Source organism: Dinoroseobacter sp. S124A, from assembly GCF_049801015.1.
Taxonomy (GTDB): Bacteria; Pseudomonadota; Alphaproteobacteria; order Rhodobacterales; family Rhodobacteraceae; genus Dinoroseobacter.
This window is the reverse complement of the sequence record NZ_JBNAGD010000005.1, coordinates 267,400-281,795: the sequence shown is the minus strand read 5'-3', so window position 1 is coordinate 281,795 and position 14,396 is coordinate 267,400. Positions and strand designations below refer to the sequence as shown.

Below are 14,396 nucleotides of genomic sequence, written 5' to 3'. Positions count from 1 at the left end.
CAGCCTAGTCCGTGAAGGAGCGCTTGATCACGATCTCGGTGTTGTCGGGTTTGGGCGAGACCAGCACGAAGCCTGCAAAGATGAAGGCCACCGCGATCCAGGCCGCCGCCGAGAGGGTTTCGCCCAGCAGAAGCATGCCCCAGCCAATGCCGCAGATGGTCATGGCATAGGCGCTCTGGCTCGCAAAGACGGGGCCGGCAAGCTCGATCAGCTTGTAGCTGCTGATGATCGAGAGGGACGCCACCGCGCAAAGTAGCAGCGAGATCCGCTCGGTCTCGCCAAACCCGTTGGAAAAGAGCAACCCGCCTTCGAAGACAAACGCGCTCGGGGCCAGCACGAGGGTCGACATCAGCATCACGAGGCCGATCGCGGGCAAGAGGTCGAGCTCCGCGGGTTTGCGGGCGGCGACAAAGACCCATTCGGTTGCGTAAAGTGCGGGCAGAACCAGCGACAGACCGAGCCAGAGCCATTCCGCCCCGGGCCCGCCAGAAAGGTCGAGCTTGTCAAAGAGCACCACGCAGACCCCGATCATGCCGAGCATCAGCCCGGTCAGACGTCGCAGATTGGCCTTTTCCAGCCGGATCACCGACGAGATGGCGAATACGATGAAAACCTGAAAGGCGGCGACCAGAGCGAGGAGCGTCGCCTCCACATTGCCCGCCAGAACGAGCATCACCACCCTCTGCAGGATGGCCGCGATCACGGTCCAGATGATGAGAAAGCCCATATGGCGCCAGCGCAAAGCGGCCAGCTGACCGCGCGCTGCCGAGATCGACAGATACATGATCGCCGCAAAGGCATTGACCCAGGTGGCCAGGATCAGTGGAGAGGCCCCGGCATTGGCCGCGAGGCGCGACAGGGCCGGGGTCGCGCCCCAGACCACGCCGACAAAGATCACCAGCAGGATCCCCTGGATCGCATGGATCGCCTTGCGCAGCCGCAGTTCGCGTCGATAGATCTCACCGGCCATGCCCGAGAATACGGCCGCAAGCTTGCCCAAGGCATCCTTGTGGCTGCGCAACTCCTCAAGGCCTAGGGTTTCGGGCTTGAAGCGGCCGGTCTCCACCACCAGAGCGGCCTGGGTCAGGCGCTCGACCCGGCGCAGGTATTCCTGTTCCTGGTCGCGATAGGTCTTCTTGGTGAGCGAGGCGTTCAGCCGGGCCCGCAGCAGGATCGGATCGAAATTCTTGGGCAGGAAGTCCTCGGCGCCCAGCTCGATCGCGTGCACGACGCTTTCCTGCTCATCCTCCAGCGAGGAAATCACGATGACCGGGATGTCGCGCAGGGCCGGATCCGCCTTGAGCACTTCGAGCACGGCGAAGCCGTCGATGCCGGGCATCACGATATCCAGAAGGATCACGTCATAGGGCTTTGCCCGCACCGCCTGGAGCCCGCTTTCGCCATCCTCGGCCAGATCAGCCTCATGGCCCAACCGGCGCAGGGCCCCGCGGATCTTCTTGCGGTTGATGAGGCTGTCATCGATGATCAGGATGCTCGGCGCCGGGCCTTGCCGGGGCGCGGGCACCGGTGTGGCGGCCTCGGTCGGGCGCTGTGATGTGTCGGCGATCTGATCCATGCGATGTCTTACAGGGCACCCAGATCACACTGGGCCAGTGCCGCGCAGGACGCCGTTTGCGATGCAGTGATCTCGGCGATCAGATCAGGTGCGGCGCCATGCTCGCCGGCCCGGCAGGCTTGTTCCAGCGTCGAGCACAGCGTTGACAGATCCGCCGCCCCCAGATCCCGCGCATTGGATTTGAGCGTGTGGGCCGCGATACGCACCTTGTCCCAGTCATCGGTCGACGCCCCGTCCTGCATCTGTTGCACGAGCTCCGGCGCAATCTCGGAAAAGTCGTCGACGAATTCCTGAAGGTCGTCCTGATCCCCTCCGACGAGGTCCATGAGGTTTCTCAGGGCGGCTGTGTCTATCTCAATCGTCACGCAGGTTCCTCGGACTTCTCGTACAGCCTCAGTGATCGCGGCGCTGATGCGCCTCGGTCAAGCATTTTTTCAATGCGTCCAGGTCAATCGGTTTGCTCAGATACCCGTCCATGCCCGATTGCAGGTAGCGATCCCGCTCCGAGGCCATGGCATTCGCGGTGAGTGCCACAATATAGGGCATTTCATGGTCGGGGATCAGCGCGCGCAGCTTCCCGGTGGCGGTGATCCCGTCCATACCGGGCATCTCGATATCCATGAAGACCAGATCATAGGACCCTGCCGTGGCCATCTCGACCGCCTCGTGCCCGTCGCAGGCCACGTCCGACTCGTAGCCCAGACGCTTCAGGGTCTTGGTCGCGACCTTGCGGTTGATCGCGTTGTCATCCACCAGCAGGATCGACAGCGGGTTCACGGTGGCGGTCGGCGCCCTTGCGTCGAAAACCTCGACGCTCGGTTCCGCCTCTGCCTCGGGCGTCAGGGCCTGCGCGAGGGCCTGCCGCAACTGGTTGGATTTGGCAGGCTTGCTGAGCACGCTGCTGAAACCGATCTCGTCCACGGCCTCCTTGAAGGCGGGCTCGAAGCTCGAGATCGAGGTGAACAGGATCAGCGGCGGTTTTTCGGCTCCCCAGACGGTCATGGCGCGCCGCGACAGCTCCAGCCCGTTCAGATACGGCATCTTGTAGTCGAAGATGCAGACGTCGAAGCGCGCACCGCCCTCGATCCAGCTCAGCGCCTCGCGCGGATCGCCGGTCGCCTGACACTCGATCTCCCAGCTTGACAGCTTCTCGTTCAGGATCAGCCGGTTCGTGCGGTTGTCATCGACCACAAGGACCCGCGCGCCCCGGATCCGGTCAAGCTGCCGATCGCGGGATTTCCGGTTGGGCAGGGTGGCGGTGACGCAGGGCAGGGTGAAGGAAAAGGTCGTGCCCTTGCCCTCTTCGCTCTCGACCGAGATCTGCCCGCCCATAAGCTCCACCAACCGCTTGGTGATTACAAGCCCGAGCCCGGTGCCGCCATATTGCCGTGTTGTCGAGGCATCGACCTGGCTGAAGGATTTGAAGAGCCGGTCCATCCGTTCCGGGGGAATGCCGATCCCCGTATCCGAGACCTGAAACTTCAACAGCGTGCTGTCGCCCTCGGTCAGGGCCTCGGCGGGCAGGACGCTGGAGACCTTGAGGACCACCTCGCCCTGTTCGGTGAATTTCACGGCGTTGTTCAGCAGGTTCATCAGGATCTGCTTGAGCCGGGTCGGGTCCCCGAGAATGCCGCGCGGCACGTCGAGCTCGATCCGGCAGGCCATCTCGAGGTTCTTCTCGTTTGCCTTCGAGGCCACCAGTTCCGCGGAATCCTCGACCACCTCGCCCAGATGCATGGGGATCTTTTCCAGCTCCAGCGCCCCGGCCTCGACCTTGGAGAAGTCGAGAATGTCGTTGATGATCGTCAGAAGGGTGTCCGCCGCGCTCTTGATCGTGGCGCTGAACTCGCGCTGCTCGACCGTGAGAGCCGTCCCGTCGAGCAGGTTGCTCATCCCGACAATCCCGTTGAGCGGCGTGCGGATTTCGTGGCTCATGGTGGCAAGGAACGCGCCCTTGGCATCATTGGCCGCCTCGGCCTGTTCCTTGGCGCGCTGCAACTCGTCCTGGATCTGCTTGAGCTCGGAGATATCGGACGAGACGCTGACGATCCCGCCTTCCTCGGTGCGGCGGTTGCTGACCCGTTGCCAGCGGTCCTCGGTCATCTCCAGCAGGTAGGGCTCGCCCACTTTCGAGATCCGCGCCATTTGCGCAGCGACCCAATCGTCCTCCGAGACGCCGTGATGCATGAACACGCCGCTGTCAAAGGCCCGGGACAGCACCGCGTCCAGAGGGGTGCCGGGCGCCAGTCCTTCGGGGTCGTGATTATGCATCACCTCCCGGTAGCGCCGATTGGCGAGTTTCAGGGTGTTTTCCGCGTCATAAATCGCAAACCCCTCGGAAATGCTCTCGATCGCATCATGGAGCTGTTTGCGCGCGGCATTGGCCAGTTCCTCGGCCTGGGCCAGCTCGGCGGTGCGGGCCGCGACCCGGCGCTCAAGCTGATCATGGGAGGCCTGCAGTTCACGCTCATAGGCTTCCTGCCGCGACTGCATGTTGTTGAAGGCGCGCACCACCGAGCCGATCTCGTCCTGGCTTTCCCATGCCACCCTGGTCTTGGCGCCCTTCGTCCCCTGATGCTCGATGGACTCGATCAGCAGGGCAATCGGCTGGCCGATGATGCGCCGGTTGGCCAGAAGGATGCCCGAGACAATCGCCGTGAGCAGGATGCTCGCCAGCACGAGCGCGAGGATCAGCCGCCCCTGGGCCTGTGTGGCCAGATTGGCATCGGTCAGGGCGATGGCCAAATGCCCGATCTTCTGCTCATCCCCGAAGCCGCCATACATGATGTCGGACCCGGCAAAGAAGGGGCGGTCCTCAAGGCCCTCCACCTCTCCGATGGCGGCGATCTCGCGCCCGTCTTCGTCAAAGACAATGGCCCCGACCACATCGCTGTCGGTGATCAGTGCATCGAGGATCAGCCCGATCTGTTCATCGGCGACGTTCCAGATCGATTCCGCGAGCACGGCGCCCTGGATCTCTACAGTGCGGTCAAGCTTGAGGCTGAGCTGCTCGCTCGCCGCCTGCCGGGCCATGTATTCGAAGATGCTGAACACCGCGAAGGTCGAGATCAGGACCAATGGGATCACAAAAGCCAGCAGCTTGGCCCGGATCGAGGTGAACCGGCCCCGCTCGGGCTTTGGCGCCCCGTCCAGATGGGCTCCGGGCGTGGCGCGCGCAGCCGGATCGGTCGGATTGGTATCCGTCATGTGCTGAGTTTCACTCCATGGCCTTCAGGTAATCATCCAGCAGCGCATCCGCCGAGATCTCGGCCAGCCCGGCATCGAGTTGGCGCCGGGTGGCATCGCCATCTGCCCCGGCGAGAAAACAGGCATGCAGCGTCTTGATGTCGAGGGGGCGTTCATCGAACCGGATCGTGTCGCGATAGGGCATCAGGTCCGGGTCGGTTTGCAGCAGGTAGCGCAGCACGCGAGAATCCACGACCGCCGCGTCCACGCGCCCGCGCGCGAGGGCGGCCAGATTGGCCGTATCCGTCTGGGCAGGCACGGCCCGGATCCAGCCCTGCCCGACTTTTTGATCGAATTCCTCGGTATTGGCGTAACCCCGCACGGTCCCGATCCGCAGCCCCTGTTCCCCCAACTCGCCGACCGAGGACCATGTGATCGGGTTTTCGAGGTTCTCGGCGAACCCCAGCGGGCCGATGCCGAGGGGCTCGGAGGCTGCGAACCCGGGCAGGTGATCGCAGTGATACCCGGGGAAATAGCCGATCGCGTCCGTCCCCTTGCGTGCCTGTTCGATCGCGCGTCGCCAGGGCAGGACCTGCACCTCAAGGGTGATGCCCACGCGCGAAAACGCCTCCTTCAGGATGACGGACATCGCGCCTTGGCCCGCAATCGTCGCACCGGAATAGGGCGGCCATTCCGTCGTGGTCAGGACGACAGTCTCCGCCGCGGTGGCGGGCGCGGTCCATTGGCTTGCTGTGAGCAGCGTGACACAGACAAGGGCCAAACGTGCTGGCATGTCGAAAGCTCCCTTGGATCTCGCGCCATGGTGCATGGCATGGCCCTGCGGGTCACGCAAAAACTCGATCCCGGGGTGGTTCCGGCCAATCTAAAGGGAGCAGCGGCGGCGTGCCGATGATCCGGGGGATGCCCCCTTGGCGCGTACAACCGCCAATTTGGCCGCATGGATCCGTCCGGTCAAAGCCCAGGGGATATTGGGCGGGCCCGCCCAGGGCCCGCCGGTGGATGAGATCAGAGGGAGAAGGTCCAGCCCTGCGGCACGAAGCGATAGCCGCTGCCCTCGGTGACGACATGGCCGATCCCGGGGAAGGGCAGATGCATGCCGGCCACGGTCAGGCGGCTCTCGGCGACGTCGGCCAGAAGGGCCATGCGCGTGCTTACCGCGGTGTCCGGGTCCACGTCGAAGCCGATCGCGGCTTCGGGTTTGGGGAACTGGAAGGCGCCCACATGGATGATATCGCCCCAGATCAGCAACTCTTCACCCTCTGACGAGACAAGGAACCCGGAGTGACCCGGCGTGTGCCCGGGCAGAGCGCGGGCCGCCAGACCGGGCAACAGGTCCGTATCGCCCTCAAAGGGCATGATCTTGTCGCCATAGGCTTTGGTCACGGCAACGGCCAGGTCAAAGAACGGGTGGAAGCCCTCCGGCACCTGCGCCTTGATCTCCGCATCGTTCCAGAAGGCGATATCGGCTGCGTGCACATGCACGCTGGCATTGGTGAAAACCGGCCCGGCCTCGCCCAGCAGACCCCCGATATGATCCGGATGCAGATGGGTGAGCACCACGCGGGTCACATCCGATGCCGCGATCTCGGCGGCTTCGAGGGCGGCGGGCAGGGCCCCGAGCCCCGGAAACGCCCCGGCACCCCCCGCATCCACGAGGATGGTCTCGGTCCCGTTGCGCAGAACATAGGCGTTCACGCCCGTATCCACCGCAGGCCCCTCGAGGAAGGCGGCCCGCGTCAGCGCCTCGGCCTCCTCCGGGGTGAGGTTCGAGAAGTTTTCCGGCCCAATGGGCAGGGAGCCGTCCAGCAGCGCGGTGACCACCCATGTGCCGACCCGGAAATGCTGTACCCCGATCACCTGGGTGACATCTCCATGGCCTGCGGCCTGCGCCATGGGCACGAACTGGATGGCAAGCGGGGCAATGGGGGCGGCGGCGGCGAGTTTGAGTAGGGCACGACGGTTCATGGCGGTGTCTCCGAGGCTGTGGGCACGGGTGGTTGCGGGGCATCGAGGCCGCCGCTTTGCTCCGTGTCCGGGTCTGGACTGGGCCTGTCGGGGTGGGCCCGGGGCAGGGCGTGGGGGCTCTGTCCATACGGGGCCTACGGCGACAAGGCGCGCGAGAGGTGGATGGTTTCCCATGGGGTAGGGTGCTGTCAATCGCACCCCCCTGTGCGGGTGCGCACACAGAACGCTGTAGGCCGGGGACGGCTGTCCCCCCGTGCAACGGCTGGGGGAGATGGATCTCAGATATGGGCCTCCAGCCCATGGACGACCCGCGATCGCGCCAATGCCGGACGCCGCAGGGCCAGCAGGCGTCGGGCCTCGCTCTCCTTGCCGAGCCGGAGCAGGGCCCCGAGGAGCGAGATCTCCAGCAGGTCGCGCTGGGCGCGGCTGCCACCGAGCCGCGCATGATCGGCCATGGCCGAGCTCAGGCATTGCACCGCCTCCGCCCAGTCGCCGCGCGAAAGGGCCAGATAGCCCTCGGCGATCGGGGTGACCAGATCACCGGTCAGATCATTGGGCGTCTCCATCAGCCGGGCCATCGCATCGCCATCGCCGGCCATGGCATGGGCGAGGGCGGCATGGATGTCGACAAAACCCAGCCCGGCCTTCGGAAAGAACTGCGCCGCATAGGCGCTGATCTCGTCCCAGCGCGCCTGCGGGACAGGCACGCCTGCCATTTCCGCACGGTGGAGGATCGAGGCGGTGTCGGTGAGCACATTGATCGGCAGCCCCGCGCTCGCCCCCGGACGGATATCCGCATCGATCCTGTCCCACATGGTCGCGACATCTCCCTGTTCCAGCGCCCAGAGTGCCGCGTGCCAGGACAAATGCCCGTGCAGGTACCCCTCCCGGTGGTAGCCGGCGAGCCACTCGCCAAGATAGGCAACCCCGAGCTTCGGATCCCCGGCCTCGTAGTAGACATGGCTGCGCACATGGGCGCCGTGGGCGTTCTGTGGGTTCAGGGCCAGTGACCGGTCGATATACCGCGCCGCCCGGTCGAGCGCCCCGGTCTCGCAAAGGGCAAAGGCATATTGGCTCAGGCACCACCAGTCTTCGCGGTAATGGGGCAGGAGGCCCGCCGTATAGGCCAGAATCTCGGCCTCGCGTCCGGGCTGGCCGGAAAACCCGATCAACCCGAAAACCGACGAGCAGGTCTGCGCGATCAGCGCGTCGCGCGGGTAGAGGTCCACATGGGCGCGGATCGCGGCATAGGCCTCGGCGGTCCTGCCAGCCATCAGCAGGTCGAGCGCGTGGATATGGCTCTGTTCGCGGGGGTTGATGCCACCGGTGAGCCCGCGCGCGGTGGCAATGGCATCCCGGGCGCGGGCGCCGTCCCCGACGGTTTGCGCCCCGCGCGCCAGGGCCGCATGGCCGAGGGCGAAACCGGGATCCGCTGCGACCGCCTGCTCGAATGCGTCGACAAACCGGACCTGCCCCGCCAGCAGACGGTCGAGCCCGGTGATATAGTGATCCCGCGCCGCCGCGGAGCCCGTGCTGAGCCGGTTGTCGTAGCGGTCTTTCAGGGCTGCTCCCTCCTCCGCGCGGCACTGCCGTGCCAGCCCGGGGTAGCCTAAACGGGGGGGCGGGGCGGTTCCTAGCGATTTTCGCGGGCTCTAGCGCTGGATGTCCGGGAAGACCTGCGCCTGTTTCACAACGCCATAGGCAAAGCCCGTATCGATCGAGGCGATGCCTTCGATCTTGTGCAGCCGGTTGCGGATGAACCGCTCGTAGCTCTGCAGGTCCGGGACAAGGACCCGCAAGAGATAATCCGTGCCACCGGCCATCACATAGCAGTCGAGCACCTCGTCGATCCGCTGCACCCCTTCCTCGAAGGCCGAGGCGGACGCCCCGGAATGCCGCTCCAGCGTGATGCGCACGAAGGCGGTCATGCCCAGCCCGAAGGCCCGTTCATCCACCACGGCGGAATAGCCCTTGAGGATGCCGGCCTTTTCGAGGTTTCGGACCCGGCGCAAGCAGGGCGACGGCGAGAGGTTGACCCGTTCGGACAGCTCCTGATTTGTGAGCCGCCCGTCGCGCTGCAACTCCTTGATGATCTGGTAGTCCTTGGCGTCCATATGGCCCTCGAGAGCAGAATCTGCCAAGATCAGACATCAGAAAGGCAGAATTGGCAATCTCAAGCGAGTGTGAGGCTGCCATGATGGCGGGATTTCAGAAAGTGCCCCCCATGTCCACAACTGCCTCCGTCACTCTGTCCGCACCCGGTTCGGTTCGCCAATCACCGCCCTCTGCACGCGGGATGGGATATCTGGCCATGGCCGCGACGGTGCTTGTCTGGGCGGCCTTCGCCCTCAGTGCGCGGGTGAGCGAGGCGTCCGCGCTGGCCTTTGCCGATATCGCCCTGATCCGGGCGGTTGTGCCGACGCTGGTCTTCTTGCCGTTTCTGCCCGCCCGTCTGCCGATGATCCGGCGCGCGGGGCTCGGCAATTGCGCCGTGATCGCCATCGGGGCCGGGCTGCCGTTTTTCTGGCTGGCGGTGCGCGGCGGGGCGGTGACCTCGGCCGCCCATGTCAGCGCCCTGATCGCGGGGACCGTACCGGGGAGCGTGGCCTTGTTGATCTGGCTGCGGGACGGCACGCGGCCGACGCCCCTCGGGGCCGGGGCACTGGGTCTGATCCTTGTGGGGGTGGCGCTGATCGTCGGGCCGATCGCGGGGGCGACGGCGCTGGGCGGGGCGGTGACATTGCTGCTGGCCTCTCTGTGTTGGGGGGCGTTCACACTGGCGGTCAAACGCTCGGGGCTCGACCCGCTGGGCTGCGCGCTGGTCATCGCGCTGCCTTCGACACTGGGAATGGGCGTGTTGATGGCCACGGGGCTGGCACGGTCGAACTGGGGCAGCTTCACCCTGGAGGAGGCGATGCCCTTCATCCTCGTGCAAGGGCTCTGTGTCAGCGTGCTCGCGCTCCTAACCTATGCCTTTGCCATCGCACAGCTGGGCTCGGGCCGCTGTGCCGTGCTGGGCTCGGTCACTCCGGCGCTGGCCGCGCTCATGGCGGTCCCGGTGCTGGGCGAGCCGCTGGACCTGCCCACGGGGCTCGCCATTTGCGTCATCTGCGCGGGTGTGTGCCTCTCGGCGCGGGCGGGGCGTGCAGGGGGTTGAGCGCCCGAACCGGGTGTCATTGCCTCGCGCGGACCGGTCGTGCCATAGCTGGGCCAGTTTGCAGGACCTGACCCATGGCTGGCACCCCTCCGGGGCTCGATCAACTGGATCTCAAGATGATCTCGGCCCTCATCGCGCTGATCGAGGAACGGTCCACCACCAAGGCGGCCCGGCGGCTGCACCTTGCCCAATCGACCGTTTCGGGGACGCTGGCGCGGCTGCGGGATCTGTTCGAAGACGAGTTGCTCGTGCGGCAGGGGCGCGACCTCGTGCCCACGGCCCGGGCCGAGGAGCTGGTGCAGGCCCTGCGCCCCCATTACGACGGGCTGGCCGCCGCACTTGGCGCCTTGCGGCCCTTTGATCCGGCCTCGGATGCGCGGGTCTTTCGCCTCGGCTGCACCGATGCGCTGGCCCTGAGCGCGCTGCCCGAGATGACCGCACGCCTGAGAGCCGAAGCCCCGCAGTGTGATCTGTCCGTGCGGATCGGGGATTACCGGTCCCTGCCGGATATGCTGGCCAGCGGCGAGGTCTCGACCATCGCGGGCTATCTGCGCAACGACCCGGCGGCGAGCGCCAAGATGCGGGTTCTGCGTCATGCGCCTTGGGTCGTGCTGCGCAATGCCGCCGCGCCGCCGCTTGAGGGGCTGGCCGATTTCTGCAGCCGTCCGCAGGCCCTCGTGACGCCCATGGGGGACCTGTCGGGCTTTGTGGATGATCAACTGCGCGCGCTGGGGCGGACACGGCGCATCGCGCTCGGGCTGTCGAGCTTTGCTCTGATCCTTGGGGCCCTGCCGGGGACGGATCTGATCACGACGGTGCCGGATTTCGTGGCCGAGGCCCTGTCGCGCCACGGGGCGTTCGCGGTGGAGCCCTGTCCCGTGGCCGTGCCGCCGGTGACCAACACGCTGGCCTGGAGCGCGACGACCCATCGCGACCCTGCCGAGATCTGGTTTCGCGATCTGGTCAGCGCAGCCTTCCTGGCCCGGGCTTGATCCGGTCGCGGCCGATCCGGCTGGGGCTCTGGCGGAACCGATTTGCGCTATCGGTGGTTCCGATTTCCCAACGACCCGAGCCACCCCCATCTTGGGATGGAACGGAACCACACAACACAGAGGATCCCATGGCAGATATTCTGATCGTCCTGACATCTCACACCGCGCTGGGGGAGACCGGCCGGCCCACCGGTTTTTACTACGAAGAGCTCGCCGTGCCCTATTGGGCGCTGGTGGATGCGGGCCACCGGGTCACGCTGGCCTCGATCCAGGGCGGGGCGGCGGCCCATGACCCCACGAGCCTCGACGCGGAACCCTCCAAGCGGCCCGCTGCGGTTCAGCGCTTTCTCGATGCGCCCGAGGCGATGGCAGCGCTGGCCAACACCGCAGCGATCTCCGACATCGATCCGGCGGCCTATGACGCGATCTTCCTGCCCGGCGGGCATGGCACGGCGTTCGATTTTCCGCAGAGCACGGCCCTCGCCAAGGCCGTCAGCGCGATCCACGCGGCGGGCGGCGTGGTTGCTGCGGTCTGTCACGGGCCCGCCGGTCTGGTGAATGCCACCCGCGCCGATGGCACACCGCTTGTGGCCGGGCTGCGGGTGAACAGTTTCACCAATGCCGAGGAAGAGGCGGTCGGGCTGACCGACGTGGTGCCCTTCCTGCTCGAGACGCGGTTCCGCGAACTGGGCGCGCATTTCGAGGCGGGGGCGGATTTCACGGAAACCGCGATCCGCGACGGGCGTTTGATCACCGGGCAGAACCCGATGTCGAGCGCGGCGGTGGCCACGCTTTTGCTCGACGCCCTCACCGAAACCCGTGCGGCGGCCTGAACCGCCGCGCGCATTCCTGCCCGGCGCGCCCCGCGCCGGGCCATCCGAACGGAGATACCATGGACTACCTGCATACCATGCTGCGCGTCAGCGATCTGGACGCGTCGCTCGCATTCTACTGTGACACGCTGGGGTTGGTGGAAACCAACCGCATCGAGAATGAGCAAGGGCGCTTTACCCTCGTCTTCCTTGCCGCGCCCGGGGATCTGGACCGCGCACGCGCCCAGAAGTCGCCCCTGATCGAGCTGACCTATAACTGGGATCCCGAACCCTATGAGGGCGGGCGCAATTTCGGCCATCTGGCCTTTCGCGTGCCGGATATCTACGCCACCTGCGCGCGCTTGATGGCGGCGGGGGTCGTGATCAACCGCCCCCCGCGGGATGGTCACATGGCCTTTGTCCGCTCTCCGGACGGGATCTCGATCGAGCTGCTGCAGGCGGGTCCGAACCTCGAGAAGGCCGAGCCCTGGGCCTCTATGCCTAATACGGGCAGCTGGTAGGCGGGCCGGGGGGCGGCCTGCCCCCCGGGCTCAGTCCTTCGAGGCATCCGAGGCAAAGCGCGCGGCGTTCTCGGCGGCGAAGGCCCCGTCATCCGCCGCAGCATCCCAGAATTGCGGCTGGGCCTTGGGGATGGTCAGGGCCTTCTGCACCGCAGGGCGCGCATCGATCCGGTCGAACCACGCAGTCAGCGCCGGCAGATCCGCAACATCGACCTTCGCCCATGGATAGGCGCGCGCCCAGGGATAGGTCGCCATATCCGCGATGGAGTACGCGTCCCCGGCGAGCCAGTCGCGCCCCTCAAGCCGGGTGTTCAGCACCTCCAGCAGGCGGCGGGTTTCACTCACGTAGCGCTGAATGGAAAACGGCTGCTCATGGCCGTTCGGCGCGGCGATCCGCTGGAAATACATGGCTTGTCCCATCATCGGGCCGATCCCGCCCATCTGAAACATCAGCCATTGCAGGACCTCGGATCGGGCCCGGCCCGCATCCGGCAGGAACTGTCCGTATTTCTCCGCCAGATACCACAGGATTGCGCCGCTCTCGAAAACCGGGAAGTCGCAATTGCCGCGATCAACGATGGTCGGGATGCGCCCGTTCGGGTTGAGGCGCATGTACTCCTGGGCCTTTTGCGCCCGCTTGGAGAAATCGACGAAGGTCAGGTCATAGGGCACGCCCGCCTCTTCAAGGAAGATAACCGGCTTGTATCCGTTCATCGTGGCGGCGGTGTAGAGATGGATATCGGGTGTCGGCATGGCGGGTGTCTCCGGCGGGAATGGGCCTGCGATCCCTTGACGGACAGGGACCTGGGGCGGAAGCTGGGCAGGGAATGCACGAAAAGCAATTAGTATACTTTTGGTAACCTGGGTCGGGTGCGAGGAGGCGAGGGTCCATGGAGGCACGGGTCGAGACGGATGGCGCGGGGCGGCGGCAGGTTTTGGATGCCTGTACCGAGCCTTGTGCCATTGAACGTGGGATGCGGATCATCGGCGGCAAATGGACCGGTTCGATCCTGTGGCATCTCAAGGATGGCCCGGTGCGGTTCAACGATCTCGCGCGCATGGTGGGCGGGGCCTCGAAGAAGATGATTGCCGAGCGGCTGCGCCATCTGGAGGCCCACGGCCTGATCACCCGGGAGGTGACGCAAACCGCGCCGGTCTCGGTGCATTACGAGATTACGGCGCTGGGCCGCACGGCGCTCGGGGTTCTGAGCGAGCTGCGGGACTGGAGCGAGAGCCTGCCCGGGACGGGCGATGACGCCTGAGCTGCCGCGTCTCAAGCCGGATCCGATCCCGGCCATTCACCCGGTGCCGGAATATGCCGCGACGGGCATGCTGGCCGAGGCCTATGACCGGACCAAGGCAGGGCTGGGCGTGCCCTGGGTGGGGGTCGTGGCCATGGCTTTCGCCCAGTATCCGGCGTTTTACGGGCGGCTCTGGTCTGCGCTGGTGCCTATCGCTCGCAGCGCGGCTTTCGGTGCGGCCTGCGAGAGCTTGCGCAACACGGCGGAGGGCGCGGCGGCGACCCTCGCCCCCGTTTCGATCCTTACGCGGCTGCGCGCGCAGGGCTATGACACGCGCGAGCTGGACGAGATCCGCGCCTGCAACGCGGTCTTCTCGGCGGGCAACATGCCCTATCTGCTGATGGCATCCCTCGCCCGGCTGCTGCTGGAGGGGCAGGAATGGGAAGGCGCACAGGCGCCGGGCCCCGGGATCCCGGGGCCGCCGCCCCTGCCGCGTCCTCCTCTGGTCGAGGCGCATCACGCGGATCCGAGCACCGTCGCGCTCTATGCGGATATTCGCGAGACGCTGGGCCTGCCGTTTGTGAACACCGATTACCGGGCCTTCGCCCGCTGGCCGAGCTATTTCGCACCCGCATGGCGCGATCTGCGCGGGGCGGTGGTGTCCTCGCGCTACGAGGGACAGGTGTGCCGCGTGCATGAGGCGGCTGTCGCGCTGGCCGCAGGACTGCCGAATGTGACGGGTCTGACCGCGGCGGAGCTGCGCGACGCAGCCGCGCAGGATGCACCCGTGGATGAGGTTCTGGCGGTGGTGCGGCTGTTTCAATGGCTGCTGCCGGGGCTGGCGCTGAACGTGGCGTTCCTGCGGGCGCAGCTGCAACCTGCGCAGTGAGGCGCGCGCAAAACCGGTCGTGAAAATGAAAACGGC

15 protein-coding genes are annotated in these 14,396 nt (G+C 66.2%); 7 read left to right on the top strand and 8 right to left on the bottom strand.

Going from position 1 to position 14,396, the window contains the following annotated elements; translation table 11 throughout:
- Positions 1 to 4: 4 nt before the first annotated feature.
- The 6 genes from ACP15I_RS14425 to ACP15I_RS14400 all read right to left on the bottom strand — a co-directional run bounded on the left by ACP15I_RS14425 (position 5) and on the right by ACP15I_RS14400 (position 8,022).
- A complete protein-coding gene (locus tag ACP15I_RS14425; RefSeq protein WP_424975626.1) occupies positions 5 to 1,576 on the bottom strand; it encodes a response regulator in 1,572 nt (523 codons plus the stop codon).
- Positions 1,577 to 1,584: 8 nt separating this feature from the next.
- Entirely contained in the window at positions 1,585 to 1,902 is a 318-nt protein-coding gene (locus ACP15I_RS14420) for an Hpt domain-containing protein (protein WP_424975625.1), read from the bottom strand.
- Positions 1,903 to 1,969: 67 nt separating this feature from the next.
- Positions 1,970 to 4,783 (bottom strand): response regulator, encoded by a 2,814-nt coding sequence (locus tag ACP15I_RS14415; protein ID WP_424975624.1) that lies wholly within the window; start codon positions 4,781 to 4,783, stop codon positions 1,970 to 1,972.
- A gap of 10 nt (positions 4,784 to 4,793) precedes the next feature.
- Complete coding sequence (locus ACP15I_RS14410; protein ID WP_424975623.1) at positions 4,794 to 5,555, bottom strand: substrate-binding periplasmic protein; 762 nt, start codon at positions 5,553 to 5,555, stop codon at positions 4,794 to 4,796.
- A gap of 233 nt (positions 5,556 to 5,788) precedes the next feature.
- The gene (locus tag ACP15I_RS14405; RefSeq protein ID WP_424975622.1) at positions 5,789 to 6,748 is read right to left on the bottom strand and encodes an MBL fold metallo-hydrolase; all 960 of its coding nucleotides are present in this window, start codon (positions 6,746 to 6,748) and stop codon (positions 5,789 to 5,791) included.
- 278 nt (positions 6,749 to 7,026) lie between these two features.
- On the bottom strand, positions 7,027 to 8,022 hold the full coding sequence (locus ACP15I_RS14400) for a tetratricopeptide repeat protein (RefSeq protein ID WP_424975621.1): 996 nt from the start codon (positions 8,020 to 8,022) through the stop codon (positions 7,027 to 7,029).
- 21 nt (positions 8,023 to 8,043) lie between these two features.
- Here ACP15I_RS14400 and ACP15I_RS14395 point away from each other — a divergent pair, with 21 nt between their 5' ends.
- Entirely contained in the window at positions 8,044 to 8,361 is a 318-nt protein-coding gene (locus tag ACP15I_RS14395) for a hypothetical protein (protein WP_424975620.1), read from the top strand.
- 39 nt (positions 8,362 to 8,400) lie between these two features.
- On the opposite strand, the gene ACP15I_RS14390 is transcribed toward ACP15I_RS14395, so the two are convergent.
- A complete protein-coding gene (locus ACP15I_RS14390) occupies positions 8,401 to 8,862 on the bottom strand; it encodes an Lrp/AsnC family transcriptional regulator (protein ID WP_424975757.1) in 462 nt (153 codons plus the stop codon).
- A gap of 182 nt (positions 8,863 to 9,044) precedes the next feature.
- Between ACP15I_RS14390 and ACP15I_RS14385 the strand changes: the two genes are divergently transcribed.
- The 4 genes from ACP15I_RS14385 (at position 9,045) to ACP15I_RS14370 (ending at position 12,230) form a co-directional block, all read left to right on the top strand.
- Complete coding sequence (locus ACP15I_RS14385; RefSeq protein ID WP_424975619.1) at positions 9,045 to 9,905, top strand: DMT family transporter; 861 nt, start codon at positions 9,045 to 9,047, stop codon at positions 9,903 to 9,905.
- 74 nt (positions 9,906 to 9,979) lie between these two features.
- Positions 9,980 to 10,897 carry a LysR family transcriptional regulator gene (locus tag ACP15I_RS14380; RefSeq protein ID WP_424975618.1) on the top strand — a complete coding sequence of 306 codons (918 nt, stop codon included), beginning with the start codon at positions 9,980 to 9,982 and terminating at the stop codon, positions 10,895 to 10,897.
- A 128-nt stretch (positions 10,898 to 11,025) separates the two neighbouring features.
- Positions 11,026 to 11,730, top strand: coding sequence for a type 1 glutamine amidotransferase domain-containing protein (locus tag ACP15I_RS14375; RefSeq protein ID WP_424975617.1), 705 nt, complete (start codon positions 11,026 to 11,028; stop codon positions 11,728 to 11,730).
- A 59-nt stretch (positions 11,731 to 11,789) separates the two neighbouring features.
- The gene (locus tag ACP15I_RS14370; RefSeq protein ID WP_424965220.1) at positions 11,790 to 12,230 is read left to right on the top strand and encodes a VOC family protein; all 441 of its coding nucleotides are present in this window, start codon (positions 11,790 to 11,792) and stop codon (positions 12,228 to 12,230) included.
- 30 nt (positions 12,231 to 12,260) lie between these two features.
- On the opposite strand, the gene ACP15I_RS14365 is transcribed toward ACP15I_RS14370, so the two are convergent.
- Positions 12,261 to 12,983, bottom strand: coding sequence for a glutathione S-transferase family protein (locus tag ACP15I_RS14365; protein ID WP_424975616.1), 723 nt, complete (start codon positions 12,981 to 12,983; stop codon positions 12,261 to 12,263).
- A 137-nt stretch (positions 12,984 to 13,120) separates the two neighbouring features.
- On the opposite strand from ACP15I_RS14365, the gene ACP15I_RS14360 reads away from it, so the two are divergent.
- Together ACP15I_RS14360 and ACP15I_RS14355 are read left to right on the top strand one after the other, a co-directional pair.
- A complete protein-coding gene (locus tag ACP15I_RS14360; RefSeq protein WP_424975615.1) occupies positions 13,121 to 13,492 on the top strand; it encodes a winged helix-turn-helix transcriptional regulator in 372 nt (123 codons plus the stop codon).
- Entirely contained in the window at positions 13,482 to 14,360 is an 879-nt protein-coding gene (locus tag ACP15I_RS14355; RefSeq protein ID WP_424975614.1) for a hypothetical protein, read from the top strand. The genes ACP15I_RS14360 and ACP15I_RS14355 overlap by 11 nt, the downstream gene beginning before the upstream one ends.
- Positions 14,361 to 14,396 lie beyond the last annotated feature (36 nt).

What these genes read in the sequence shown, in the direction of transcription:
- ACP15I_RS14405 (WP_424975622.1), bottom strand. Translation starts at nt 6,748, where the DNA reads ATGAACCGTCGTGCCCTACTCAAACTCGCCGCCGCCGCCCCCATTGCC.
- ACP15I_RS14415 (WP_424975624.1), bottom strand. Translation starts at nt 4,783, where the DNA reads ATGACGGATACCAATCCGACCGATCCGGCTGCGCGCGCCACGCCCGGA.
- ACP15I_RS14385 (WP_424975619.1), top strand. Translation starts at nt 9,045, where the DNA reads ATGGGATATCTGGCCATGGCCGCGACGGTGCTTGTCTGGGCGGCCTTC.
- ACP15I_RS14410 (WP_424975623.1), bottom strand. Translation starts at nt 5,555, where the DNA reads ATGCCAGCACGTTTGGCCCTTGTCTGTGTCACGCTGCTCACAGCAAGC.
- ACP15I_RS14380 (WP_424975618.1), top strand. Translation starts at nt 9,980, where the DNA reads ATGGCTGGCACCCCTCCGGGGCTCGATCAACTGGATCTCAAGATGATC.
- ACP15I_RS14390 (WP_424975757.1), bottom strand. Translation starts at nt 8,862, where the DNA reads ATGGACGCCAAGGACTACCAGATCATCAAGGAGTTGCAGCGCGACGGG.
- ACP15I_RS14360 (WP_424975615.1), top strand. Translation starts at nt 13,121, where the DNA reads ATGGAGGCACGGGTCGAGACGGATGGCGCGGGGCGGCGGCAGGTTTTG.
- ACP15I_RS14420 (WP_424975625.1), bottom strand. Translation starts at nt 1,902, where the DNA reads ATGGACCTCGTCGGAGGGGATCAGGACGACCTTCAGGAATTCGTCGAC.
- ACP15I_RS14355 (WP_424975614.1), top strand. Translation starts at nt 13,482, where the DNA reads ATGACGCCTGAGCTGCCGCGTCTCAAGCCGGATCCGATCCCGGCCATT.
- ACP15I_RS14370 (WP_424965220.1), top strand. Translation starts at nt 11,790, where the DNA reads ATGGACTACCTGCATACCATGCTGCGCGTCAGCGATCTGGACGCGTCG.
- ACP15I_RS14375 (WP_424975617.1), top strand. Translation starts at nt 11,026, where the DNA reads ATGGCAGATATTCTGATCGTCCTGACATCTCACACCGCGCTGGGGGAG.
- ACP15I_RS14365 (WP_424975616.1), bottom strand. Translation starts at nt 12,983, where the DNA reads ATGCCGACACCCGATATCCATCTCTACACCGCCGCCACGATGAACGGA.
- ACP15I_RS14395 (WP_424975620.1), top strand. Translation starts at nt 8,044, where the DNA reads ATGGCTCTGTTCGCGGGGGTTGATGCCACCGGTGAGCCCGCGCGCGGT.
- ACP15I_RS14425 (WP_424975626.1), bottom strand. Translation starts at nt 1,576, where the DNA reads ATGGATCAGATCGCCGACACATCACAGCGCCCGACCGAGGCCGCCACA.
- ACP15I_RS14400 (WP_424975621.1), bottom strand. Translation starts at nt 8,022, where the DNA reads ATGGCTGGCAGGACCGCCGAGGCCTATGCCGCGATCCGCGCCCATGTG.